This is a genomic window from Dyella sedimenti (genome assembly GCF_022760995.1).
Taxonomy (GTDB): Bacteria; Pseudomonadota; Gammaproteobacteria; order Xanthomonadales; family Rhodanobacteraceae; genus Dyella; species Dyella sedimenti.
Genome location: NZ_JAKWJO010000006.1, coordinates 65381 through 89388 on the forward strand (window position 1 = coordinate 65381; position 24008 = coordinate 89388).

The following is a 24008-nucleotide window of genomic DNA, read 5'->3' on the forward strand; positions in this document are numbered from 1 at the left end:
CGGCGCTGCGTCACTCCTGCGGATCGGCGGTGGTGAGGTTCGGTTATAGGCGAAAACCCGTGCACATCGAGGCCGGGCTCGGCTATTCTCCCGATGTAATCGTTTACATCAAGCCGCGCTGCGGCAGAAGGGGATGTTCCCGCCATGACCCACAGCTACCGCTTCCCGGCGGATTTCCATTGGGGCGCCGCCACCTCGGCCTATCAGATCGAGGGCTCGCCCCTGGCCGATGGCGCGGGGCCGAGCATCTGGGAGCGTTTCGCGCATACGCCGGGCATGATGGCCAACGGCGACACCGGCGACGTCGCCTGCGACCACTACCGCCGCTACAGGGACGACGTGCGGCTGATGCGCGCGCTCGGCCTGCAGGGCTACCGCTTCAGCATCGCTTGGGCGCGCGTGCTGCCGGAAGGCACCGGCCGCGTCAACCAGAAGGGTTTGGACTTCTATTCGCGGCTGGTGGACGAGCTGCTGGAACACGGCATCGAGCCGAACGCCACGCTGTTCCACTGGGACCTGCCGGCGGCGTTGGACGACCGTGGCGGCTGGTTGAACCGCGACAGCGCCGACTGGTTCGCCGAGTACGCGGGCGTGGTGTTCAAGGCGCTGGACGGTCGCGTGAAGCGCTGGTCCACGCTCAACGAGCCCTGGGTGGTCACCGACGGCGGCTACTTGCACGGCGTGCTGGCGCCGGGGCACCGCAGCAAGTACGAGGCGCCGATCGCCGCGCACAACCTGATGCGCGCCAGCGGCGCCGGCATCCAGGCCTATCGCGCGCTGGGCAAGCATGAGATCGGCGTGGTGTTCAACATCGAGCCGAAGTACCCGGCGTCCGACCGCGCCGAGGACATCGCCGCGACGCGGCGCGCGCAGGCCTACATGAACGAGCAGTTCGCCGATCCCGCGCTGCTGGGCAGCTATCCGCCCGAGCTGAAGGAAATCTTCGGCGCCGCTTGGCCGGATTTCCCCGAGGACGATTTCAAGCTCACCCGCCAGCCGGTGGATTTCGTCGGCCTCAACTACTACACGCGCGCGGTGGTCCGGCACGACCCTGGGCAGTACCCGCTGCGGGCCTCGCCGGTGCGCCAGCCCAACAAGACCTATACCGAGACCGGCTGGGAGGTCTACGAGCAGGGCCTCACCGACATGCTCACCTGGTTCAGGCAGCGCTACGGCGACATCCCGCTGTACGTCACCGAGAACGGCTCGGCCTTCTACGATCCGCCGGTGGCCGAGGACGAGGTGCTGGACGACCCGCTGCGCACCGGCTACCTGCGCAAGCACCTGAAGGCCATGCACCGCGCGATCGAGGCGGGCGTGAACCTCAAGGGCTACTACGCCTGGTCGCTGCTGGACAACCTGGAATGGTCGCTGGGCTTCGCCAAGCGCTTCGGCCTGTACCACGTGGACTTCGCCACGCAGAAGCGCACGCCCAAGGCGACCGCGAAGTTCTACGCCCAGGTGATAGCGACCAACGGCGCGGTGCTGGACGACTGACGGGACGCCGGAGCCCCCTGTGGGAGCGCACAGGGTGCGCTCCCACAGGGCTGCCGCGTGGGCCTTAGAGCCTGTTCACGATCTCCGCATGGCCCGCGCCGGGAGCTGTTTGCGCGCAGGGCAAGGAAGAGGGAGGGAGTGTACGTCCGTACACGACCGAGCGATGACGCCGGCCTGGGGGCAAACAGACCCGGCCCGGAGGGTTGAGCCGGTGTGCCCACCAGGAAGCCGCACGCGGCTCGACCTGACGGCCAGTCAGGCGCTTCGCCACGCTCGATTCCCTGGCGAGCACACCGGCTCAACGCGGGCTACGGGGAGATCGTGAACAGGCTCTTAGCCTGCGACGGCCTGCGGCTGCTCCACCTGCCGCCGCAGCCAGGCCTTCAGCGCGGCATCGCTCGCCGGTAGCGGCTCGGCGCTGGCGGGCCGTTGCAGCATCGCCGCCAGGGCCGGCGGCACCTCGACCCGGCGGCCGATCAGGGGCTCGACCACGCTGTCGAACTTGGCTGGGTGCGCGGTCGCCACCACCGCCCAGGAGGCATGGGTCGCGCCCATGTCGTCCAGCAGGTGCACCGCGGTGGCGGTATGCGGGCAGAACACCTCGCCGTGCTGGCGCGCGTGCCGCACGATGGTGGCGCCGATGGTGTCGTCGTCCACGCTGACCGCATGCAGTTGCACGCGCAGCTCGTAGTCGCGGGGGAAGGTCCAGCGCAGCCGCTCGAAGTTGCTCGGCGCGCCCACGTCCATCGCGTTGGCCAGCGTAGGCACGGCGGGACGGGGACGGTACGGGTCGCCGTCGAAGTAGTCGCTGAGCGCGGCGTTGGCGTTGCAGGCCAGGTGGATCTCGCCCACCGGCAGGCCCATCTCGCGCACCCACACGCAGGCCAGCGCGTTGCCGAGGTTGCCGGTCGGCACGATGAAGTTGAGCGGCGCACGGTGGCGCCGCCACCAGCCCAGCGCGGCATGCGCGTAGTAGCTCATCTGCGGCAGCAGGCGGCCGAGGCTGATGCTGTTGGCGGACGACAGCGGCGTGAGCGCCTGCACCGCGCCATCGTTCAGCGCCGCCTTCACCATGCGCTGGCAGTCGTCGAAGCTGCCGGCCACGCGCAGCGCCTGCACGTTGTCGCCGAAGCAGCCCAACTGGTGGGCCTGACGCGGCGACACGCGCCCATCCGGATAGAGGATCACCACGCGCATGCCGGGCTGCCGATGGAAAGCCGCCGCCACCGCCGCGCCGGTATCGCCGGAGGTGGCCACCAGGATGGTGAGTGGCGTGTCGCCGGCGCGGCGCAGGCGCCGGAAGCAGGCGGCCAGGAAGCGCGCGCCCACGTCCTTGAAGGCCGCGCTGGGACCATGGAACAGTTCCAGCACGCTGGCACCCTCGTGGCTGGCGAGCGGCCGCAGCGGCACCTCGAAATCCAGCGCCTCGCGGCAGATCGTCGGCAGCTCCGCCGCCAGGGCGGTGCCGCGGAAGAATGGCGCGAGCAGGGTGGCGGCGGTGTCGGCCAGCGAACCATGCGGATCGAACGCGGCCAGGTCGAGGTAGGGCAGGGCCTCGGGCACGTAGAGCCCGCCGTCCGGCGCCAGTCCGGCGGCGATCACCTCCTCGATGCGCGCCGCGTGTTGTCCGCCGCGCGTGCTGCGGTAATGCAGCGGCTCGCTCATGCCGCGTCCTCCTCGACCAGCATGGCGGCCGGTCCGTTGATGGGCGACACCAGGGTATCGCTATCCAGGCCTTCCCCGGCGAAGGCGGCCGCCATCGCGGCCGCCGCGCGCTCGGCATCCTCGCGCCGCTCGTACCAGCCGAACACGCTGGGGCCGCCGCCGGAGATGCTGGCGCCCAGGGCGTGGTGGTCCAGCGCGGCCTGCTTGACCTGCGCGAAACCCGGCACCAGCGGGGCGCGCCGCGGTTCCACCAGCACGTCGCGCAGGCCCTCGCGCACCAGCGCGGCATCGCCGCGGTAGCAGCCGGCCAGGGTCAAGGCGAGGTGGCCGTGCTGGGCGACCACGTCGTGCAATGCGAAGCCGCCGCCGAGCACGGCGCGCGACTGGCGTGTTTCCAGCACCACGTGCGGATGCGCCAGGGCACAGTGCCAGGCCTCGGGCACCGGCAGGCGCAGCAGCCGCTCGCGCGTGGCCAGCACCAGGCCGCCCAGCAGCATCGGGCCCAGGTTGTCGCCGTGGCGGCTGCCGCTGGCGACCGCCTCGCCGTCCAGCGCGAAGCCGTACAGCGCCTCGCGCGGCAACGGCCGTTCCAGCAGCGCGTTGGCGGCCACCAGCGCGGCCACGCACGAGGCGGCCGAGCCGCCCATGCCCGAGCCCAGCGCGATGCCTTTGTGCAGTTCCAGCTCGAAGCCGTGGCGCAGGCCGAGCGCGCGCCGCAGCGAGAGCAGCGCCGCGCCGGCGGTGTTGCGGGCCGCGTCCAGCGGCAGCTCGGTGACGCAGCCGTGGATGGCGGCGATGCGCACGGTGGGCTCGTCGATGCGGCGCACCACGGCGCGGTCGCCGGCCCCGGCCACGCTGTGGCCGAGGATGTCGAAGCCCACCGCGACATTGCCGACGCTGGCATGGGCCATGGCTTGCGCGCTCAGGGCGCGTTGCGGTGCGCTCACGGCATCGGCCAGTCGGGCGTTCATCGGCGCACCTCCAGCGATTCGGCGATGCGCAGCAGGTCGGCGAACACCCCCGCCGCCGTCACCTCAGGCCCGGCGCCGGGACCCTGCACCAGCATCGGGTTGTCGCGATAGCGGTGCGTGGTGAATTGCACCACGTTGTCGGTGAGGCGCGTGTGGGCGAAGGGATGGGAGAGCGGCAGCATCGCCAGCCGCACGCTGGCATGGCCCTTGGCGTCGAGGCTGGCGACGTGGCGCAGCACGCTGCCCCGGGTCTGCGCGTGGGCGACCTGCCGGGCCATCGGCGCATCGAGCAGGTGCAGCCGTTCCAGCGCCTCCTCCCGCGGCAGGACGGCCAGCTCCGGCGGCACCAGGCTCTGCACCTCCACGTCCTCCAGCGACAACGGCCGGCCCGCCTCGCGGGCCAGGATCACCAGCTTGCGCGCCACGTCCAGGCCGGACAGGTCGTCGCGCGGATCGGGCTCGGTATAGCCCAGCGCATGCGCCTCGCGCACCAGCGCGGAGAACGGGCGGCTGCCGTCGTGGCGATGGCACAGCCAGGCCAGGGTACCGGAGAACATGCCTTCCACCGCCAGCAGCTCGTCGCCGGTATCGAGCAGGTCGCGCAGCGTCTGCACCACCGGCAGGCCGGCGCATACCGTGGCCTCGTAGCGGAAGCGCGCGCCGCCGCAGGCCGCGCGGATCGCCTGCAGGCGCGGCAGCGGGCCGCTGCCGGCCAGCTTGTTTGGGGTGACCACGTGGATGCCGCTCGCCAGCCACTGCGCGTAGCGCGAGGCGACGGCCTCGCTGGCACTGCAGTCGACCAGCAGCGCGTGGCGGTCCCCGTCGCCCTGCAGGTGGGCGGCGAAATCGTCCAAGTCGGTGGGCCGCCAGGTCTGCGCCCCGCCATCGCGGCCGTTGAGTTCGGGGTCGTCGGTGTCCAGCCACATGCGGCGGCTCGCGGCGACGCCGCGCAGCGCGAGGTCCAGGCCGGCGCGCGCCAGCCGGGGCTGCGCGGTTCGCAGCTGGTCGAGCAGGGCGCTGCCGACACGGCCGGGACCGACCAGGCCCACGGCGAGCACGCGCTGGCGTGCGGTGGTCGCCGGCAGCGCCAGGGCATGTGGCGGCGGCGACGATGGTTCGAGCGAGGGTGATGCGACAGCGTTCACGATGGCCTCCTGAGGTGGGGGCCCGTGCTCGTCGAGGGGGAGTCGGATGTACGCCGGCCCGCCTCATCGAGGGCGGGGCCGTTGGCGTCAAAAACTTATTCGCGCACGCAGACCCACCCCGACCCGGTGGTAATAGTGGTCGTGGTGGTCAGGGTGGCGGCGAAGGTCATGGCGCTCGCGGGCGGCAGCGCGCGCCCGGCGACGGCCGGGTGGGAAGCGATGCGTGCTGGCAGCGAGGGCGACATGGGTTCGACCTTAGGCTGGCGCTGGCGGTGGCGTCAACAGGTTCGTTTGAAACTTTTTGGGAGGATGGGGGGCGCCAGTCGCGCACAGGGTGCGCTCCCACAGCAGAGCGCACCCTGTGGGAGCGCACCCTGTGCGCGACTGCGGTTCGCCCACCTCAACGCGACAGGTCGATCGCGTATTCCGCCGTGCCGTCGCCGTTGTCCTTGAGCTGGCGGATGTTGGCCAGGCCGGCCTCGCGGGCCACGTCCTGCTTGCCGGCGGCGGCCTTGAACACCACCTCGCCGCGGGTCTTGAGCGGGGCGAAGCGCCAGGAGGTGCGGGGCAGCTCCCGGGCGGCGAGGGTCTGCTTCTGCTGCAGCCACTTGGCCAGGATCTCGCGGGCGCCGTCTGGCGCGGCCAGCACGATGTTGTCGCCCTTCAGGCCAGGGAAGTTGCCGCCGCCACTGGCGCGGTAGTTGTTGGTGGCGACGATGAACACCTGCCCCGGCGTCACCGGCTTGCCCTGGTAGGTGAGCCGAGTGATGCGCTGGCCCTCGGGTTGGGACACGTCGATGACGTAGGCCAGGTCGCCCTGGATCTGGTCGAAGTTGTAGCCGGGCAGGCGATCGCTGATGAGTTCCTGCGGGCCGTCCTTCGCCGGGTCGATGCGGTTGAAGCGTTCGGCCGACTTCTCCAGCCAGGCCTTCAGGCCCGCGCCGTCCACCTTCACCGCGGCCAGGGTGTTCGGATAGAAGTACAGGTCCGCCGCGCTGCGCAGGGTGAGCGTGCCCACCGCCACGTCGGTGTAGTCGTCCGGGCCGCCGAAGCCGGTGCGGAAGGCGGCGGCGGCGGAGAGCACCGGCACGCCGGCCAGTTCCGGATGCAGCCTGGGCAGCTCCTCGCGCACGTAGTCGCGCATGGCGGCATTGATCGGCGCCAGCGCGCTCATGTTGCCCTCATCGGCGAAGTAGCTGCTCAGGTGCACGGTGGTGCGGCCGATCGGCGTGTTGACGTACTGCACCGCCGCCTCGTGCGCCTGCCGCACCAGCGGCGCGACGACCGGGTCGGCCGGCACGCAGTCGTTTTTCGCCGGGCAGATCGGGCGCACCTCGCTGTGGGTCTGGCTGGCGTCGATCACCCAGCGGCCGCCCTGGCGCTGCAGCGCGAGGTCGATCACGCCCAGGTCCTTGCCGAAGAAGCCGCCCATCACCGCCGGCTTGCCGCGCACAAAGCCACGCTCGGCGTCCACGTCCTGCATGCCCTTGTAGTGGGGGCCCGGGAACTCGGTGTGCGAGTGGCCCAGCAGCACCACGTCGATGCCCGGCACGCCGGCCAGGTGCCAGCCGCCGTTCTCCATGTCGGGGGTGTAGGGCGCGGTGTTGAGGCCGCCGTGCAGCACCGCGACCACCAGGTCGGGATGCTGGGCCTGCAACTCGGGCAGGTATTTCTGCGCCGCCTCGACCACGCCGGTGACGGTGACCTTGCCGGCCAGGTTCTGCTTGTCCCATTCCAGGATCGGCGGCGGGGTGAAGCCGATGATGCCCACCCTCAGCGGCAGCTTGCGCGTGCTGCCGTCGGGCGCGGTCACCGTGACGTCCTTCTGCACCACCGTCCACGGCTTGAAGATCGGCTGGCCGTCGCGGGCGCTGAGCACGTTGGACAGCACCAGCGGGAAGTGCGGCCCGGCGCAGTGGTCGCTGTGGCCGCCGTCCACGTTCATCGGGGTGCCGGTGACCTGGGAGAGGAAGCCCAGGCCGTAGTTGAACTCGTGGTTGCCGGCGGTGCCGCCGTCGTAGCCCATGGCGTCCATGGCGCGGTAGATGCCCAGCTCCTCGCCGCAGCCGACCGGCTTCACCAGCGCCTGGTAGTCGGCCAGCACGCTGCCCTGGATGGTGTCGCCGCTGTCGAACAGGAAGCTGTCCGGATACTGCGCGCGGGCGCGGCGGATCAGCGTGGCGGTGCGCTCGTAGCCCACCGTGTCGTCCTCGCGCTGCTTGTAGTAGTCGTAGCTCAGCACGTTGGAATGCACGTCGGTGGTTTCCAGGATGGCCACCCGGGCGTGGCTGCCGTCCGGCAGGGCGGCCGGCTTCGGGGCCTGGGTCGCGCAGCCGGCCAGCAGGGCGACGGCGGCGAGGGCGAGGGGGCGCAAGCGGAGGTGCATGGGGAGACGGTCCATGGATGGCGGGGCAAGCCGCGAAAGCTAGCAGATCGGCATGGCCGGGTGGCGGCGAAACCGCGACTGAACCGCGCCGTGGCGCTCTCGTGCCGTTGCCGGCGGTTGTGCCTGTGACACCGGCAAGTCCGTAGAATGACGCGCCGATGACACCGGGCCGAACAGGGGGCCTTACCTTTCTATGTCGCGATCACCGCTTCGCTTCCTGCGGAAGTGCGGCCCATGGCTGTGCGCCGCGGGCTTCTTCGTGTTCTGCATCGACATGACCGCCCTGCGCGAGCCCGCCATGCTCCAGCAGGTCTTCGTGATCGCCCTGATGGTGTGCGCCTTCGGCATGCTGCTGTTCGCCTTCGCGCGGCCGGCCACCGCGCTGGTGGTCAGCGGCGGGCTGTTCCTGGCGCTGAACTTCCTGTCGGTGCTGAAGCTGCGCTACCTCGACTCGCCGCTGATGCCCTCGGACTTCGTCTACTACCTGCGCAGCAGCCTGCTGGAGACGCTGGGGCACTACCCGCACCTGTGGATGCTCAGCCTGGGAGTGGGCGTGGCGGTGCCGCTGGCGCTGTGGGCGGTGTGGCGCTGGGACCGCCGCATGCTGGCGCACCTGAGCCCCAGCCGCGCGCTGGTCACCCGCATCGGCGGCGCGGCGCTGTGGGCGCTGGCGTTCTGGGTCTGCCTGCTGCCGACCGGGCCGTTCGCCGAGGTACATGCGCGCAACACCTGGGAGAAGCTTTCCGACGACGCGCAGATCACCAACTTCTTCGTCAACTTCAGCGATTCGGACGTCCAGATGCCCGCGATGGGCGACGAGGCGGTGGCCGAGCAGGAGTGGGGCGCCACCGCGGCGGGCGAGCCGGCGGCGGTGCCGCGTTCGCCGGATAGCTACCCGGACATCGTGCAGGTGCTGGAGGAAAGCACCTTCGATCCCTCCAATTTCAGCCAGTGCAACATCCCCGAGTGCCGGGTCGGGCTGTTCAAGCCGGATGCGCGCACCCGCGCCACCGGCCCGATGCGCGTGCACACCTTCGGCGGCGGCACCTGGGTCAGCGAGTTCGCCACGCTGACCGGCCTGCCGCAGGACATCTTCGGCCCCGGCGGCATGTACGCGCCCTACGTGCTGGCACCGCACGTGCAGGACAGCCTGCCGCGCCAGCTGCAGCGGCTGGGCTACCTCACCATCGCGATCTATCCCACCAACGGCAGCTTCCTCAACGGCCGCAACGCCTACACCGCCTACGGCTTCGACCGCTTCTACGACGCCGCCCAGCTCGGCCTGGACGAATGGGAGGAAAGCGACGCGCAGATGTTCGCCGCCGCCAAGCGCGTCTACGACCAGGTGAAGAAACCCGGCCAGCCGGTGTTCGTGGCGATCCTGACCCTGGCCCAGCATGGCCCGCACGACACCGACCCGATCTCCGCGCTGCCCAGACCCTTCAACAAGGGCCTGCTCAAGGGGCTGCCGCCCGCCGCGTCGGTGAACTTCAACACCTACCTCTCGCGCCTGCACGATTCGGACGCGGCCATGCGCACGCTGGAGCACGACTTCCTCGACCGCGCGCAGCCCACGGTGCTGGTGCACTTCGGCGACCACCAGCCCTCCTTCAACGGCCTGATCCGTGCCATGCCACGCAGCTGGCCGGCGGCATTGGTGCCGTACCAGGACTACCTCACCTACTACATGATCAAGAGCAACGTCCCGGGCGCGCCGCTGCCGCGCTATCCCGTACTCGACATCGCGCTATTGCCCAGCATGGTGCTGCAGGCGGCGGACCTGCCGACCGACCCGTACTTCTCGGCGGCGATCGCGCTGCGGACGCGGTGCCATGGCCTGTATACCGATTGCGCGCAGCCGGAGCTGGTGAAGTCGTATCACGCGTGGGTGTTTGAGCGGTTGCATGTGTATCAGTAGGGGGCGTCGGGATGACGAGCGAAGAGCGCCACGCGCCAAGCCAACACTCAACCCACCGCGTAGCGCACGCCCCCCACCCACGTCTCCCCCACCACCAACCCCTCGTCCACCACCGCGAAATCCGCCCGCTGCCCCGCCACCAGGCGGCCCTGCGTGCGCTCCAGGCCCAGCCATGCGGCAGGATAGGCGCTGGCCATGCGCGAGGCCTCGGCCAGCGGCAGCCCGACCATCCGTACCAGGTTGCGCACGCCGGTGGCCATGTCCAGGGCGGAGCCGGCGAGCACGCCATCGTCGCTCTGGCAGATGCCGTCGCGGGCGATGATGGTCTGGCCGTTGAGGACGTACTCGGGACTCTCCGCGCCTACCGGCGGCATGGCGTCGGTGACCAGCACGCTCTTGCCGCGCGCCTTGGCGGCGATGGCCACGCGCAGGGCCGCCGGGTGGACGTGATGGCCGTCGGCGATCAGGCCGCACCAGCTGTGCGGGTCGTCCAGGGCGGCGCCGACCACGCCGGGCTCGCGGCTGCCCAGCGGGGTCATGGCGTTGTAGAGGTGGGTGAAGCCGCACACGCCGGCATCGAGCGCGGCGCGGGTGGTTTCGTAGTCGGCGGCGGTGTGGCCGGCCACCACGCGCACGCCGGCCTCGCTGAGCCGGCGGATGGTGTCCAGCGGTACCTGCTCCGTCGCCAGGGTGAGCATCACCACGCCACGGCGATGGCGGGTGATGGCGGCAAGGTCGTCGGCGTCGGGCAGGCGAAACAGGCGGGCGTCGTGGATGCCCTTGCGCGCGGGGGCGAGGAAGGGGCCTTCCAGGTGGATGCCAAGCACGCCCGGCACGCCCTGCTCGATGGCGGCGTCGACGGCGTCCAGCGCGCGGCGCATCACGTCGCTGGTGTCGGTGATCAGGGTGGGCAGGAAGCCGGTGGTGCCGAACTTGCGGTGCGCCGCGCCGATGGCGGCGAGCGCCTCGATGGTGGGCTCGGCGTTGAACAGCACGCCGCCGCCGCCGTTGACCTGCACGTCGATGAAGCCGGGCAGCAGCAGGCGGCCGCCGAGGTCGTGGACCTGGGCGCCGGCCACGCGCGGGTCGCCGGCGCGGGCGATGGCCTCGATGCGCTCGCCGCGCACCAGCACCGCGAGGCCGTCGCGCGGGCCATGGTCGCCGAGCACGCGGCCGTTGACGAGGGCGGTCAGGGGCTGGCTCATCACACGGTCTCCGTCACCTTGCGCAGGTGCGGCGGCACGTCGGGATCGAAGCCGCGCGCCAGCGACAGCGCGCTGGCGGCGCGGTAGAAGCTCTGCACCGCCAGCAGCGGGGCCGCGATGGGCGCGATGTTGGCCGGCAGCGGCAGCGTGCCGGGCTCGGTGCTGCCCGGGCTCGCCACGAACACGCGGGCGCCGCGCGCGCGGAACTCGCGCGCCACCGCCAGCGTGCTGTCCAGGGTGCCGTCGTCCTGGGCGAAGAACAACACCGGGAAGCCTTCGCCGACCAGCGCCATCGGGCCGTGCTTGACCTCGGCGGCGCTGAAGGCCTCCGCGTGCAGGCCGCAGGTTTCCTTGAGCTTGAGCGCCGCCTCCAGCGCCGCGCCGAAGCCGTAGCCGCGCCCCACCACGAACAGGTTGCGTGCCTCGCGCAGGCCGTCGGCGAGCGCGCTCCAGTCGCCCTCCCAGCCGCGCCGCAGGTCGTCCGGCAGGCGCGCCACCACCTCGTGCAGAGTGGCGTCGTCGCTCCAGTGCGCGGTCAATTGCAGGATCGCCGCCAGCGTGGCGAGGTAGCTCTTGGTGGCGGCCACGCTCAGTTCCGGGCCGGCGCGCAGCGGCACGAAGGTGTCGGCCAGCCGGGCCAGCGGCGAATCCTCCACGTTGACCAGCGCCACCACGTGCGCGCCGGCATCCTTGGCGGCCTGCGCGCTGCGCAGCAGGTCCGGGCTCTTGCCCGATTGCGAGATGGCCACGAACAGCGCGCCGTCCAGGTGCAGGTCGGCGTCGTAAATGGAGGAGATCGACGGCGAGGCCGAGGCGGTGATCAGGCCCAGCCGCGTCTCGAACACGTACTTGGCGTAGGCGGCGGCGTGGTCGGAACTGCCGCGCGCGCAGGTGACGATGAAGCGGGGCGGCCGGGCCCGCAGGCGCTCGCCGAGCGCCTTCAGGACCGGCGCGTTATCGCGCAGCTGGCGCTCGACCACGGCGGCCGTCTCGTGGGCCTCGCGGTACATCAGGGTGGAGCTGGCTTCCTTCATCGTCGGTCTCTCGGCATGCGTGTGGGCGCACACCGCAGGGGCGGCCTCAGCCCTTGCGTGGCGCGGATGTCTGCGGCGGCGCGGTGGAGCCGCGCACGACCAGTTCGGGGATGAAGCATTCGCTGTGCGGCAGCTCCACCGCCGCGCCGGCCTTGCGCTGCAGCTCGGCCATCAGCTGCAGCGCGGCGTGGCGGCCAATGTCGCTGGTGGACTGGCGCGCGGTGGTCAGCGCGGGCCAGGCCTGCTTGGAGAACGGGCTGTCCTCGAAGCCGGCGATGGAGAGGTTCCACGGCACGTCCAGCCCGCTGGAGCGGGCGGCGGCCAGCACGCCGGCGGCGATCTCGTCGTTGCTGCCGAAGATCGCGGTGGGCGGGTCCTTCAGCGCCAGCAGCTTGCGCGCGCCGCGGAAGCCGTCGTCGAAGGCGTAGCGGCCGGGCAGCACCAGCTTCTTGTCCAGTGGCAGGCCGTAGTCCTTCAGCGCGTCGGCGTAGCCCTGGTAGCGCTCCGGGCTGGAGCGGTGGTGCGGCTCGCCCCACAGGAAGCCGATGCGCTTGTGGCCCATCTGGATCAGGTGCTCGGTGATCGCATAGGCCGCGCTGCGGTCGTCCACGTAGACGCAGGGCGCGCCGTCGTGCGGATCCTCGCGCGAGGAGATGATGCGCACGAAGCTGATGCCGGCGTCGCTCAGCTGGGCGATCAGCTCGGCCTGCTCGGACATCGGCGGGGCCAGCACCAGGCCGGCCAGGCGGTTGCGCTCGACCAGCGCGCACAGCTCGTCGCCGAGGTCGGGCGAGGTGGCGTCGCAGGGGTGGATCAGCAGGCCGTAGCCGCGCTCGCGGCAGGCCGAAAGCACGCCGTCCTGCATGCTGATGACGTAATGCGCGTTCGGGTTGTCGTAGACCAGCCCGATGGCGTAGGCATGCGTGCTGCGCAGGCCACGCGCGGAAGGGTTGGGCTGGTAGCCCAGCGCCTCGATGGCGCGCTCGACCTTCTCGCGCGTGTCGGCGCGTACCGAGGCCTCGTGGTTGATCACGCGCGAGACGGTCTTGAGCGAAACGCCCGAACGCTTGGCGACGTCCTTGATGGTGGGGTTGCGCAACGTGGAAACTCCGGCGGAACGGGAAAGGGCATCGTAGCCCAGCGGGGTGCGGCTCGGCGGCGGCGTGGCACCGCGCCGTCCGCCTTCAGGAAGCGCGCTGGCCGACGCGATGGCCCCTCATGCCGTAGTAGAGGATGTACAGGTAGCAGGGCACCATCAGCGCCATGAATACCAGCTGGAAGTTGAAGTGCTGTTTCAGGTGCACGAACAGCTGCGGCACCAGCGCGCCGCCCGCGATGGCCATGATGAGCAGCGCCGAGCCGCGCTCGGTGAGCCGGCCCAGGCCGTGGATGGCCAGCGGGAAAATCGCCGGCCACATCATCGCGTTGGCGAAGCCCAGCGCCGCCACGAAGCCCACCGAGGCATGGCCGGTGGTGACGTAGGCGCCCAGCGTGAACAGCACGCCCAGCACCGCCGACACTGCCAGGTAGCCCTGCTGCGAGATGAAGCGCGGGATCAGCACCAGGCCCGCCAGGTAGCCGGCAAGCATGGCGATCAGGGTGAAGGAGGTGAAGTGCTTGGTCTCCTCCAGCGGCAGACCGAAGCCTTGGCCGTAGGTGCCGATGGCGTCGCCCGCCATCACCTCCACGCCCACGTAGAGGAACAGGCACAGCACGCCCAGCCACAGGTGCGGGAAGCTGAAGATGCCGCCCTTGCCGTGGCCGATGTCCGACTCGGCGTTGGCGCCGGCCGGCCTTATTTCCGGCAGCGGCGAGCGCACCACCCAGATCGCCAGCAGCACCAGCAGGCCGGCCATCACCATGTACGGCATGTGGATCTTGGCGGCGAAGGTATTGAGCAGCGCCTCGCGCGCCTCGTCGGTCGGCGCCGCCTTGACCTGCGCGTCGAAGCTGTCGATGCCGCTCAGCACCAGCGCGCCGAACACGAACGGCGCCAGCGCCCCGGCCACCTTGTTGCAGATGCCCATGAAGGCGATGCGCTGCGCGGCGCTGTCGATCGGGCCGAGGATGGAGATGTAGGGATTGGAGGCGGTCTGCAGCAGCGCCAGCCCCGCGCCGATCACGAACAGGCCGACCAGCGCCGGGTAGAAGATGCGCATGCTGACGAACTGGCCGAACAGCACCGCGCCCACCGCCATCACGAACAGGCCCAGCCCCATGCCCTTCTTCATGCCGGTGCGTCGCAGCACGCTGGAGGAGGGAATGGCCAGGAAGAAATACGAGAAGTAGAACACCAGCGGCACCAGGAACGCGGACACGTCGTCCACGTTGAAGGCGAGCTTGACGAAGGTGATCAGCGGGCCGTTGAGCCAGGTGACGAAGCCGAAGATGAAGAACAGCACGCCGATGATCAGCATCGGCACCATGCTGGAGCGATGCGTCTCGCCGGCGGCAAGCGTTGTGGACGACATGGACGTGAAGACTCCCCGCGGATTGGCCTCGTGACTGGTGGGCCCGGCGGCCCTCACTCTCCCCGAAACGCTTTATCGGCGCTACGTGCAACGTTGTCAATTGTTGTCGCGTGCAGGACATGAGTCCTGTTGCCGGACGGTGGCACGAAAATGCCGGCAATCGCCTGTCCCGGCGGACTTCGGCGACAACGCCGTGCTGGCCTGGCGTTCGTGAAAAATCCATTAGTCACGGGGTGTTGCGTTGCGGAAAGGGCGTCCGTCGGGGGCGCCGCAAGCGTCCCTCCGGTCCGCGCCAGGATTTGGCCGGGATGCGGACAATGAGGTGATGACAACGTTGTCTTGCTATCGTCGATCCTGCACCGGTTCTGCTCAGTCCAGCGTGCCCGCGCCCAGCTTCTCGTCGACCAGGTGGGTGGCCGCCGCGTGCATCGCCACGGTCAGCCCGTGCACCACGTCCTCCAGCGCCATGCTGGGGGCGCCGGCCAGCCGGGCCGCCTGTGCCGGCAGGTAGGGGATGTGGATGAAGCCCGCGCGGGTGCTGGGCCGCGCCGCCGCATGGTGCAGCATCAGGTAGGCCAGGTGGTTGCAGACGTAGGTGCCGGCGGTGTTGGAGACCTCCGCCGGCACGCCCTGGGCGTGCAGCGCGGCCAGCATGGCCTTGACCGGCAGCGTGCTGAAGTAGGCGGCGGGGCCGCCGGCCAGCACCGGCTCGTCGATCGGCTGGGCCCCGTCGTTGTCCGGCAGGCGCGCGTCCTGCACGTTGATGGCCACCCGCTCGATCGACAGCCGGCTGCGCCCGCCGGCCTGGCCCACGCCGAGCAGGATGGCCGGCGCCAGTTCGGCGACGGCCCGCTCCAGTTCGCGGCGCGAGGCCTCGAAGGCGGTGGGCAGCAGCCGCGACACCACGCGGTGCCCGCCGATGCGCTGGTCGTGCAGCACGCGCACGGCCTCCCACGAGGGATTGACGGTGTCCTCGCCGAACGGGGTGAAGCCGGTCAGCAGGATGCAGGGGGGGTGGCTCATGGCGATGCTCCCGACGCGGCGCTCAGCGGAATACCAGCAGCCACATCATCACGAAGGTGGCGAGGAAGATGGCGACCGCGCTCCACCACTGCGCGCGGATCACCCCGTAGGGATCGCGCAGCTCCAGCAGGGCGGCCGGCACCAGGTTGTAGTCGGCGGCCATCGGCGTGACCAGGGTGCCGCAATAGCCGCACAGCATGCCCATCGAACCGAGGATGGCCGGGTGGGCGCCGTACTGGCCCACCAGCAGCGGCAGGCCGATGCCCGCCATCATCACCGGGAAGGCGGCGAAGGCATTGCCCATGATGACGGTGAACAGCACCATGCCCAGCGCGAACACCAGCAGGCAGGCGAAGGCGCTGCCCTCGGGCAGCAGGTGGCCGGCGATCGCCGCGATGGCGGCGCCTACGCCGCTCTGCGTGAACACCTCGCCCAGCGCTGCCAGCAGCAGCGGCAGCAGGGCGGCCCAGCCGATCGCGTCGAGCAGGCGCTGGCCCTGGGCCAGGCCGCGATGTACCGGTGCCCGCGCCACCCACGCCGCCGCCAGCAGCGCCACCACGCAGGCCAGCGCCAGGCCGGTCAGGGTCATCTGCGGCGCGGCGAACAGCGCGTGGCCGGCGATAGACAAGTGCGCGCCGAACAGCGCCACCAGCAGGGTCACCAGCGGTATCAGCAGGGCGGGCACGAACAGCCTGTGGCCCAGCCGGATCGCCGACTGCAGGCGCTGCGCGGCGTCGCCTTCCTCGCCGTGCGGATGGCGGCGCAGGCGCGGGGCCAGCGCCGCCAGCGCGATCACCACCGCGCCGGCGACCTGCGCTGGCAGCGTATGGCCGGCCGCCTGCTGCGCCAGCACATAGTCGCCGCCGCCGAACAGCAGGCCCAGCAGCAGCCAGAACGCCGCGCGCCACCCCTGCCCGGCGCGCAGGTTGCGCCACGCCACGTAGAACAGGAAGGCGGCGATCAGCCAGTAGGCATATTGGATGCGCAGCATGCTCAGCCCGCCCCGCCGTCGCGCAGGCGCAGGGCGCGCCGCTGCAGCCGGCGCTGGTACAGCCAGATGCGCGCCGACTGGATCGCGAACGCGGCGATGGCGGTGGGCAGCGCCCACAGCGCGATCGACAGCGGGGTCAGCTCGATGCCGTGCTGCGCGTAGAAGCCCTGGATCAGCAGCACCGCGCCCAGCGCGATGAACACGTCCTCGCCGAAGAAGCGCCCGACGTTATCAGTGGCGACGGCCACCGCGCGCAGCTCGTCGCGGTCGGCGTCGTCCAGCGTGGGCAGGATCTTCTCCACGGCGGCCTCGCCCATCGGCGCCAGCAGCGGCCGCACCGTCTGCGGGGCGCCGGCCACGCCGGTCAGGCCGAGCATGGCCAGCAGTTCGCGCACCAGCAGGTAGCCGATCAGCAGGCGCGCCAGGGTCATGCCGCGCAGGCGCGCCATCCAGCGTTGCGCGTGCTCGCGCAATCCGGCGTGCTCCAGCAGGCCGATGGCCGGCAGGGTCAGCACGAACAGCAGCAGCATGCGCGCGGAGACGAAGCTCTTGCCCAGCAGGGCCAGCAGGTCGGGTACCGTCATGCCCGCCAGCAACCCGCTGGCCAGCGCCGCGCCCACCACCACCGGCACCGCGTTGAGGCGCAGCGCGAAGCCGACCACGATCACCGCCACGCCGAGCAACGGCCAGTAGTTCATGCGGCGTCCTCCATGGCGTGCGGCGCAGCGACCGCGATATCGGCCGCCTGCAGCGCGGCGCGCAACTGGCGCGCGAAGGCCACCGCATGCGCGCCGTCGCCGTGCACGCACAAGCTGTCCGCCCGCAGCTCGACGATCTCGCCGTCCACGGCGCGCACGCGGCCCTCGCGCACCATCGCCATCGCCTGCGCAATGGCCTCGTCGCTTTCGGCAATGACGGCATCGGCCTCGCGGCGCGGTTGCAGCGAACCATCGGCGCGGTAGCGGCGGTCGGCGAAGGCCTCGGCGGCCACCGCCAGGCCGGCGGCGCGACCGGCCTCGACCAGCGCGGAGCCGGCCAGGCCGAACAGCCGCAGGGAGGGATCGAAATCGCGCACGGCGTGGGCGATTGCCTCGGCCAGGCGGCGGTCGCGCGCGGCCATGTTGTACAGCGCGCCGTGCGGCTTCACATGGCGCAGGCGCGTGCCGGCGGCCTGGGCGAAGCCGTGCAGCGCGCCGACCTGGTAGAGCGTCATCGCATAGGCCTCGTCGGGGCTCACCGCCATCTCGCGGCGGCCGAAGCCCTGCAGGTCGGGCAGCGAGACGTGGGCGCCGATGGCCACGCCGTGGCGGGCCGCCAGCGCGACGGTGCGGCGCATGATGTCCGGGTCGCCGGCATGGAAGCCGCAGGCGATATTGGCCGAGCTGACCACGGCCAGCAGCGCCTCGTCGTCGCCCATGCGCCAGGCGCCGAAGGATTCGCCCAGGTCGCTGTTGAGGTCGATGGTCTTGCCGGCACGGGTCATGCGGATTCCAGGCGTCGCGCGATGTGGTGGAGCAGGCGTTGCAGCCGTTGCTGGCGTCGGGCCAGGCGCTCGACGGCCTCCGCCAGCGTGCATTCGCGGAAGCATACGGCATCGCCGGGGCGCCGCTGCGCCAGCCGCGGCAGGTCCGCCGCCGCCAGCTGGCCCACGCGCGGGTAGCCGCCGGTGACCGGCGCCTCCGCCTGCAGCACGATCGGCTGGCCCGAGGGCGGCAATTGCACGGTGCCTGGCAAGGTGGCCTCCGAGACCAGTTCCAGCGGCTGCCGCAAGGCCAGCCGTTGGCCGTCCAGACGGCTGGCGGTGCGGTTGCTGTCCTTGCTGACGGTGAAGCGCGCGGTGAACAGCCGCTGGCGTGAAGCATCGTCCAATGCATCGAAATGATGGCCGCGCAGCAGGGCCAGCGGCGTCTCGCCATCGTCCAGCCAGGGCCGGGGATCGAGACTCCAGCGCAGCGCGTGCGGCGCGCGCAGGCCGCGCGGCGAGGGGCCGCGCGAAGGTGGGCCCACCGCGAGGCGGTCGCCGGCCTGCAGCGCGCGGCCGTCCAGCGGACCGAGCCGCGCATGCAGGTCGGTGCTGCGGCTGCCCAGCACGGGCGGCGCGTCGAAGCCGCCCCGCACCGCCAGGTAGCCGCGGCAGCCCCGGCGCATGCCGCCCAGTTGCAGCACGCTGCCGGCGGGCAGCAGGCAGCAGGTCCACAGGGGCAGGGGCCAGTCGCCCGCCCGTGCGCCGCATTCGCCGCCGGTCAGCGCGATCACCGCCGCCCGCTCGAAGCGCAGCGTGGGGCCGAGCAGGGTGAATTCGAGCGCGGCTTCATGCTCCTCGTTGCCGACCAGCGCATTGGCCAGCCGGCGGGCCGGCTCGTCCATCGCGCCCGCGCGGCCGATGCCCAGCGCGGCATGGCCGGGCCGTCCGCCGTCCTGCAGGCTGGTGAGCAACCCGGGCTTGAGCACGGTCACGCTCATGCATCGGCCCTGGCGGCGAGTCGCGCGTATTCCGTCCCGTCGATGGCGCGGAAGCGCACGCGGTCGCCGGGACGCAGCAGGGAGGGCTCGGCGGCGCGCAGGTCGAACAGGCGCCACGGCGTGCGGCCGATCAAGTGCCAGCCGCCCGGCAGGGCCTGTGGGTAGATGCCGGTCTGGCTGCCGCCGATGGCCACGCTGCCGGCGGGCACGCTCAGGCGCGGGTCGGTGCGACGCGGCATGGCCAGCGCGGGATCCAGGCCCAGCAGATAGGGAAAGCCCGGTGCGAAGCCCAGCATGGCGACGCGATAGCTGGCCGCGACGTGGCGCGCGACCACTTCCTCCCGCGTGAGGCGCGCATGCGCCGCGACATCGTCCAGGTCGGGGCCCGCTTCCGCGCCGTACCACACGGGCACTGTCACCTCGCGCGTCGCCGCTTCCGTGTCGTCGCTTTCCCGCAGCGCGGTGGCGACCGCTTCACGCAAATGCTCGTGCGGCGCGGCATCGCCACGGCGCCAGCGCGCCGGCTCGAAGCGCAGCAGCAGGCTCGCATAGGCGGGCACGCATTCCACGCCGGGCAGCGAGGCGAGCCGCCGCGCCGCGGCGTGCACGCGGTCGTTGACGGCCGCATCGATGCGGTCGCCGAAGCGCAGCAGCAAGGCATCCTCGGCGAGCGTTTCCAGGGACGGGGGAAGCCACATCGCGTCAGGCTTCGGCATGGCGACGCGCGCGCGCGGGAGAGGTGGGATGGAAGCCGGACATGGTGGGCGATGGATCCTGTGGCTCGCGCCCGTCGAATCGACGGCGCCGGGCGATGGCTGCAAGGGTGCCCCGCGTCCGCCGCGCTGCCAACCGCGACGAATGGCCGTGGCGGGCCTTGCAACGTTGTCAATTCGTGTCGCAGGGAAGCCTGCCGGCGGCCACCGGGAAGGCCGGTCCGCCGCGCCGGATGTCCACATGACACGCTCGGCCATGCCTTTTCGTTGGCGCGCCGCGGCATGGTGGCAGGTGCCTTGGAGAGCGTCATAACTATTTGTGTATATTGGATTATGTGGCTGATTTGGCGGGCTTTGCCAGGCGCCGTGCGGTACTGCAGCATGGAAAGTCGGCGCTGCCTCGCGACAGGTTGTTGACAACGTTGTCAGCCGTTACCAGACTCCGGTCAAAATCAGGTTCGCGTTGCAACGACGTGACGTAGGGATGACCGGGGGAATGGCAGTGGGCGAAGGGGCAGGCCACAGCATGCATGGATACTCGGCGCAGGATGCCGTGTTTCTCGCGGCGGACGTGGGCGGGACGCATGCGCGCATCGGACTGGTGAGCGAACGGCCGGACGGCGCGCGGCCGGTGACGGTGCTGCAATACCACCGCTATGCCTGCGCGGACTGGCCGAGCCTGACCGCGGTGCTGCGCGACTTCGTCAGCCAGCTCGACCGCTCGGTGCGGGTCGAGCGCTGCGCGGTGGCGAGCGCGGGCTACGTGCTGGGCGATGCCATCGTCAACGACAACCTGCCCTGGCCGGTGTCCATCCGCGACATCCGTGACAGCCTGGGCATCGACCAGCTGGCGGTAATCAACGATTTCGAGGCGGTGGCCTATGCCACGCAATTCCTCGGCGACAGCGACAGCACGCCGGTGATCCCGACGCCGGCGCCGCCGGCGCGCGGCCCGGTGCTGGTGATGGGGCCGGGCACCGGCCTGGGCTCGGCGGTGCTGCTGCCGGGCGAGCCCCATGCCACGGTGCTGGCCACCGAGGCAGGCCAGATCGCGCTGGCGCCGGGCAACGAACGGGAGATCGAACTGCTGCGCTACCTGTCGCGCGAACGGCCCTACGTGTCGTTCGAGCACGTGCTGTCGGGGCCGGGCCTGCTGAACACCTATCGCGCACTGTGCGCGCTGCGCGGCCAGGCGGTGGCGCTGTCGGCGCCGAGCGAGGTGACGCAGGCGGCGCTCGCGCACAGCGACGCCGCGGCGATGGAAGCACTGGAGGTGTTCTGCGGGCTGCTGGGCAGCTTCGTGGGAGACCTGACCCTGCTGTACGGGGCGCGCGGGGGCGTGTACCTGGCGGGCGGCATCCTGCCGCAGATCCGCGAGGTGCTGCTGGCCAGCCGGTTCCGCGAGCGCTTCTTCAACAAGGGAGTGATGCGCGCCTTCCTGCAGCAGGTGCCCGTACGACTGATGGAACACGGCCAGCTGGGGGTGATCGGCGCGGCCGGGATGTACCTGGATGGCCAGCATGCAAGACCAGGGGAGAACGCAGTAACGCAGTAACGCCGTATGCATCGGACCGGGCGCAAGCCCAGACAGCCAAGCCGCGCCGGATGACCCACGACATCCGCCGCCGTCACGCCTTCGAGGGGAGGAAACCATGTCACACCGCAGAACTTTGCTAGCAGCCAGCATCATCGCCGGGTTGTGTTTGTCCGGCTCCGTGTATGCCGCCGACAATACCCAGCCGGCGCCCGCGCCGGTCCCGTCCGGCCAGGACAATGCCCAGGCCAATCCGCAGACCGATGCCGACAAGAGCAAGGTCAGGGAACTGAGCACCATTACCGTGGTGGGCATCCGCGATTCGGAAGCCGAGTCGCTGAACCTCAAGAAGTCCGCCGACGCGCACGTCGAAGTGATCACTGCCGAGGACATCGGCAAGCTGCCGGCCAAGAATGTGGCCGACACGCTGCAGCGCCTGCCCGGCGTCAACATCAGCTCGTCCAGCGCCAGCGAAGGCGGCTTCGACGAGAACGACCGCGTCAGCCTGCGCGGCACCAACCCGAGCATGACCCAGACCACCGTCAACGGCCACACCGTGGGCACCGGCGACTGGTTCGTGCTGAGCCAGGTGCAGACCGTGGGCCGCAGCGTGAGCTACAGCCTGCTGCCGGCCGAAGTGGTCAGCGAGGTGGTGGTGCACAAGAGCTCGGAGGCCAAGCTGGAGGAGGGCGGCAGCGCCGGCTCGGTGGACATCATTACCCGCAAGCCGCTGGAGTTCGACAAGCAGGTGACGGGCCAGGCCTCCATCGGCGGCGTCTATGCCGACCTGCCCGGCAACACCAAGCCGCAGTTCAACGGCCTGTTCAACTACAAGAACGCCGACAACACCTTCGGCGTGATGGTGCAGGGCTTCTACGAGAAGCGCAGCCTGCAGCGCGACGGCCAGGAAGTCGTCGGCGGCTACAACCAGATCCAGGCCACCGACCCCATCGCCGTGGCGCATCCGAATCTCGCCGGCGTGTATTACCCGAACGAGACCGGCCAGACTCTGTTCACCCAGACGCGCACGCGCAAGGGCGGCCTGATCGACCTCGAGTGGAAGCCGCTCGACAACCTGACCCTGAACCTGGACAGCTTCTACTCCAAGCTCAACGCGGACAACTACAACCGCAACTACATGATGTGGGCCAGCCAGTTCGTGCCGAGCGGCGTGGGCCTGCAGCCGGGCTACACCGTCTCGGGCAACGTGCTGAAGAACGCCACGTTCGCGCCGGTGCCGGGCAGCACCACGCCGTACGGCGTGTACGACCAGATCTCCCGCCCGGGCGCGTCCTCGCAGTCGGCCTACACCACCCTGGACGCCGAATGGCGCGCCACTGACCACCTGACCTTCACCGGCCAGATCGGCACCACCGAGGGCAAGGGCAACAGCGATGAGCAGAACGTGTCGGAGCTGGGCTTCGGCGCCGGCGCCGGCGCCAGCTGGGACATGCGCGGCACCGGCCAGCCGATCAACTGGTCCATGGGCGGCGACAACACCACGCCGTCCGGCATCCTGCCCTCCGCCGGCTGGATCTTCGGCGACCAGGACATCCACGTGAAGGACAAGGAGAACTTCTACCAGTTCGACGGCAACTACGCCTTCGACAGCTCGCCGGTCGCACTCAGCTCGCTGGACTTCGGCGTGCGCTACTCCGACCACACGCGCGAGAACAAGACCGACATCGGCCAGGGCCCGGCCGGCGACTGGCAGAACCCGGCCAACTACCCGACCACCTGGTCGAACTACCCGGGCAGCTTCAACAGCGACCTCGGCCTGAGCGCCCCAGGCCCGGTGTGGTACTACAGCCCCGGCGCGCTGGCCGCGTTCGATGCGCTGTACGCCACCCGCGATCCGGTGGCGCGCTTCAACTGGCAGAACATCTACAAGGTGAACGAGAAGGACGCGGCGGCCTATATCCAGGCCAACTTCGCCGGTGACCGCTGGAGCGGCAACATCGGCCTGCGCTACGTGCACACCAAGGAAGACATCACCTACAACACCGGCGCGCAGTCCGACTACAGCGTGGCCGGCCCGATCGAAGGCTCGGCCTTCGGCCCGTACTACGTCAACAACTACAACCACAACTACGACCGCGTGCTGCCGAGCGCGAACCTGAAGTTCAACCTCACCGAAGACCTGCTGGCCCGCTTCGCCGCCTCGCAGACCATGACCCGCCCGGACTACTCCGCGCTGGCCGGCTCGTATTCGCTGGATGACCTGACCCACACCGGCAGCGGCGGCAACCCGCAGCTCAAGCCGCTGATCTCCACCAACTTCGACGCCGCCCTGGAATGGTATTTCGCCCCGCGCGGCCTGGTATCGGCCGGCGTGTACAACATGGAGTTGGCCAACTACATCAACTTCGGCACCCAGGCGCTGCAGTTCAAGGACCAGCAGGCCAGCCTGACCCAGGGCCACGACGTGTTCTCGACCTACCTGGTCAGCGTGCCGACCAACGTCAATGGCAACGTCAAGGGCATCGAACTGAACTACATCCAGCCGATCGGCGAGTACTTCGGCGTGCAGACCAACTACACCTACGCCGAAGGCCATGCCGACGGCGGCAAGCCGCTGCAGGGCACCTCGAAGAACACCTACAACGTGTCGGCGTACTTCGAGAACAAGACGTTCAACGCGCGCATCAGCTACACCTACCGCTCGTCGTTCTACGACGGCGTGAGCCGCACCGACACCTACTACCAGGCCGGCATCGGCAACCTGGCGGCGTCGCTGGGCTACAACATCAACCAGTGGATGTCGATCTCGCTGGACGCGATGAACCTCAACAACCCCAAGCTCAAGTACTACACGACCAATCCGGCCTACGGCAACCAGCCGTATGCGTTCTACGTGAACGGTCGCCAGTACTACCTCAACCTGAACTTCAAGATCTGATTCAAGGCTTCCTCCCCGCCTACGGGCCCGGCATGCTTGCCGGGCCCGATTTTTCATCGGGGATCCATCCGTCGTTGCTGCGAAGGGTCGATG

The 24008-nt window shown here is 70.4% G+C and carries 18 protein-coding genes; 4 read left to right on the top strand and 14 right to left on the bottom strand.

Features of this window, described 5'->3' with window-relative positions:
* Nucleotides 1-144: 144 nt before the first annotated feature.
* On the top strand, nt 145-1497 hold the full coding sequence (locus MJ605_RS13445) for a GH1 family beta-glucosidase (RefSeq protein WP_243042048.1): 1353 nt from the start codon (nt 145-147) through the stop codon (nt 1495-1497).
* Between the two features lie 333 nt (nt 1498-1830).
* Here the strand turns inward: MJ605_RS13445 and thrC are convergent, their stop codons facing one another.
* The 4 genes from thrC to MJ605_RS13465 form a co-directional block, all read right to left on the bottom strand.
* Entirely contained in the window at nt 1831-3162 is a 1332-nt protein-coding gene (gene thrC / locus MJ605_RS13450) for a threonine synthase (protein WP_243042049.1), read from the bottom strand.
* Nucleotides 3159-4133, bottom strand: coding sequence for a homoserine kinase (locus MJ605_RS13455; RefSeq protein ID WP_243042050.1), 975 nt, complete (start codon nt 4131-4133; stop codon nt 3159-3161). The genes thrC and MJ605_RS13455 overlap by 4 nt, the downstream gene beginning before the upstream one ends.
* Entirely contained in the window at nt 4130-5278 is a 1149-nt protein-coding gene (locus MJ605_RS13460; RefSeq protein WP_425601012.1) for a homoserine dehydrogenase family protein, read from the bottom strand. Before MJ605_RS13460 ends, MJ605_RS13455 begins: the two co-directional genes overlap by 4 nt.
* 400 nt (nt 5279-5678) lie before the next feature.
* Nucleotides 5679-7664 carry a bifunctional 2',3'-cyclic-nucleotide 2'-phosphodiesterase/3'-nucleotidase gene (locus MJ605_RS13465; RefSeq protein ID WP_243042051.1) on the bottom strand — a complete coding sequence of 662 codons (1986 nt, stop codon included), beginning with the start codon at nt 7662-7664 and terminating at the stop codon, nt 5679-5681.
* 193 nt (nt 7665-7857) lie between these two features.
* Between MJ605_RS13465 and MJ605_RS13470 the strand changes: the two genes are divergently transcribed.
* Nucleotides 7858-9582, top strand: coding sequence for an LTA synthase family protein (locus MJ605_RS13470; protein ID WP_243042052.1), 1725 nt, complete (start codon nt 7858-7860; stop codon nt 9580-9582).
* 47 nt (nt 9583-9629) lie between these two features.
* Here MJ605_RS13470 and nagA read toward each other — a convergent pair whose 3' ends face one another.
* The 10 genes from nagA to pxpB all read right to left on the bottom strand — a co-directional run bounded on the left by nagA (nt 9630) and on the right by pxpB (nt 19485).
* Entirely contained in the window at nt 9630-10787 is a 1158-nt protein-coding gene (gene nagA / locus MJ605_RS13475; RefSeq protein WP_243042053.1) for an N-acetylglucosamine-6-phosphate deacetylase, read from the bottom strand.
* Nucleotides 10787-11821 (bottom strand): SIS domain-containing protein, encoded by a 1035-nt coding sequence (locus MJ605_RS13480; RefSeq protein ID WP_243042054.1) that lies wholly within the window; start codon nt 11819-11821, stop codon nt 10787-10789. The genes nagA and MJ605_RS13480 overlap by 1 nt, the downstream gene beginning before the upstream one ends.
* A 46-nt stretch (nt 11822-11867) precedes the next feature.
* The gene (locus MJ605_RS13485; protein WP_243042055.1) at nt 11868-12920 is read right to left on the bottom strand and encodes a LacI family DNA-binding transcriptional regulator; all 1053 of its coding nucleotides are present in this window, start codon (nt 12918-12920) and stop codon (nt 11868-11870) included.
* Nucleotides 12921-13005: 85 nt separating this feature from the next.
* On the bottom strand, nt 13006-14292 hold the full coding sequence (locus tag MJ605_RS13490) for a sugar MFS transporter (RefSeq protein WP_243042056.1): 1287 nt from the start codon (nt 14290-14292) through the stop codon (nt 13006-13008).
* A gap of 369 nt (nt 14293-14661) precedes the next feature.
* Complete coding sequence (gene pcp, locus MJ605_RS13495) at nt 14662-15315, bottom strand: pyroglutamyl-peptidase I (RefSeq protein ID WP_243042057.1); 654 nt, start codon at nt 15313-15315, stop codon at nt 14662-14664.
* Nucleotides 15316-15337: 22 nt separating this feature from the next.
* The gene (locus tag MJ605_RS13500; protein ID WP_243042058.1) at nt 15338-16306 is read right to left on the bottom strand and encodes a 5-oxoproline transporter, DUF979 family subunit; all 969 of its coding nucleotides are present in this window, start codon (nt 16304-16306) and stop codon (nt 15338-15340) included.
* A gap of 2 nt (nt 16307-16308) precedes the next feature.
* Entirely contained in the window at nt 16309-17004 is a 696-nt protein-coding gene (locus MJ605_RS13505; RefSeq protein ID WP_243042059.1) for a DUF969 domain-containing protein, read from the bottom strand.
* Nucleotides 17001-17789 (bottom strand): LamB/YcsF family protein, encoded by a 789-nt coding sequence (locus MJ605_RS13510; RefSeq protein ID WP_243042060.1) that lies wholly within the window; start codon nt 17787-17789, stop codon nt 17001-17003. The genes MJ605_RS13505 and MJ605_RS13510 overlap by 4 nt, the downstream gene beginning before the upstream one ends.
* Nucleotides 17786-18769 carry a 5-oxoprolinase subunit C family protein gene (locus MJ605_RS13515; protein WP_243042061.1) on the bottom strand — a complete coding sequence of 328 codons (984 nt, stop codon included), beginning with the start codon at nt 18767-18769 and terminating at the stop codon, nt 17786-17788. The genes MJ605_RS13510 and MJ605_RS13515 overlap by 4 nt, the downstream gene beginning before the upstream one ends.
* Nucleotides 18766-19485 carry a 5-oxoprolinase subunit PxpB gene (gene pxpB, locus MJ605_RS13520; protein ID WP_243042062.1) on the bottom strand — a complete coding sequence of 240 codons (720 nt, stop codon included), beginning with the start codon at nt 19483-19485 and terminating at the stop codon, nt 18766-18768. Before pxpB ends, MJ605_RS13515 begins: the two co-directional genes overlap by 4 nt.
* Before the next feature lie 523 nt (nt 19486-20008).
* On the opposite strand from pxpB, the gene glk reads away from it, so the two are divergent.
* Entirely contained in the window at nt 20009-21037 is a 1029-nt protein-coding gene (glk, locus tag MJ605_RS13525) for a glucokinase (RefSeq protein WP_243042063.1), read from the top strand.
* A gap of 97 nt (nt 21038-21134) precedes the next feature.
* Nucleotides 21135-23915, top strand: a complete 2781-nt coding sequence (locus MJ605_RS13530; RefSeq protein ID WP_243042064.1) for a TonB-dependent receptor — start codon at nt 21135-21137, stop codon at nt 23913-23915.
* Nucleotides 23916-24008: the final 93 nt, after the last annotated feature.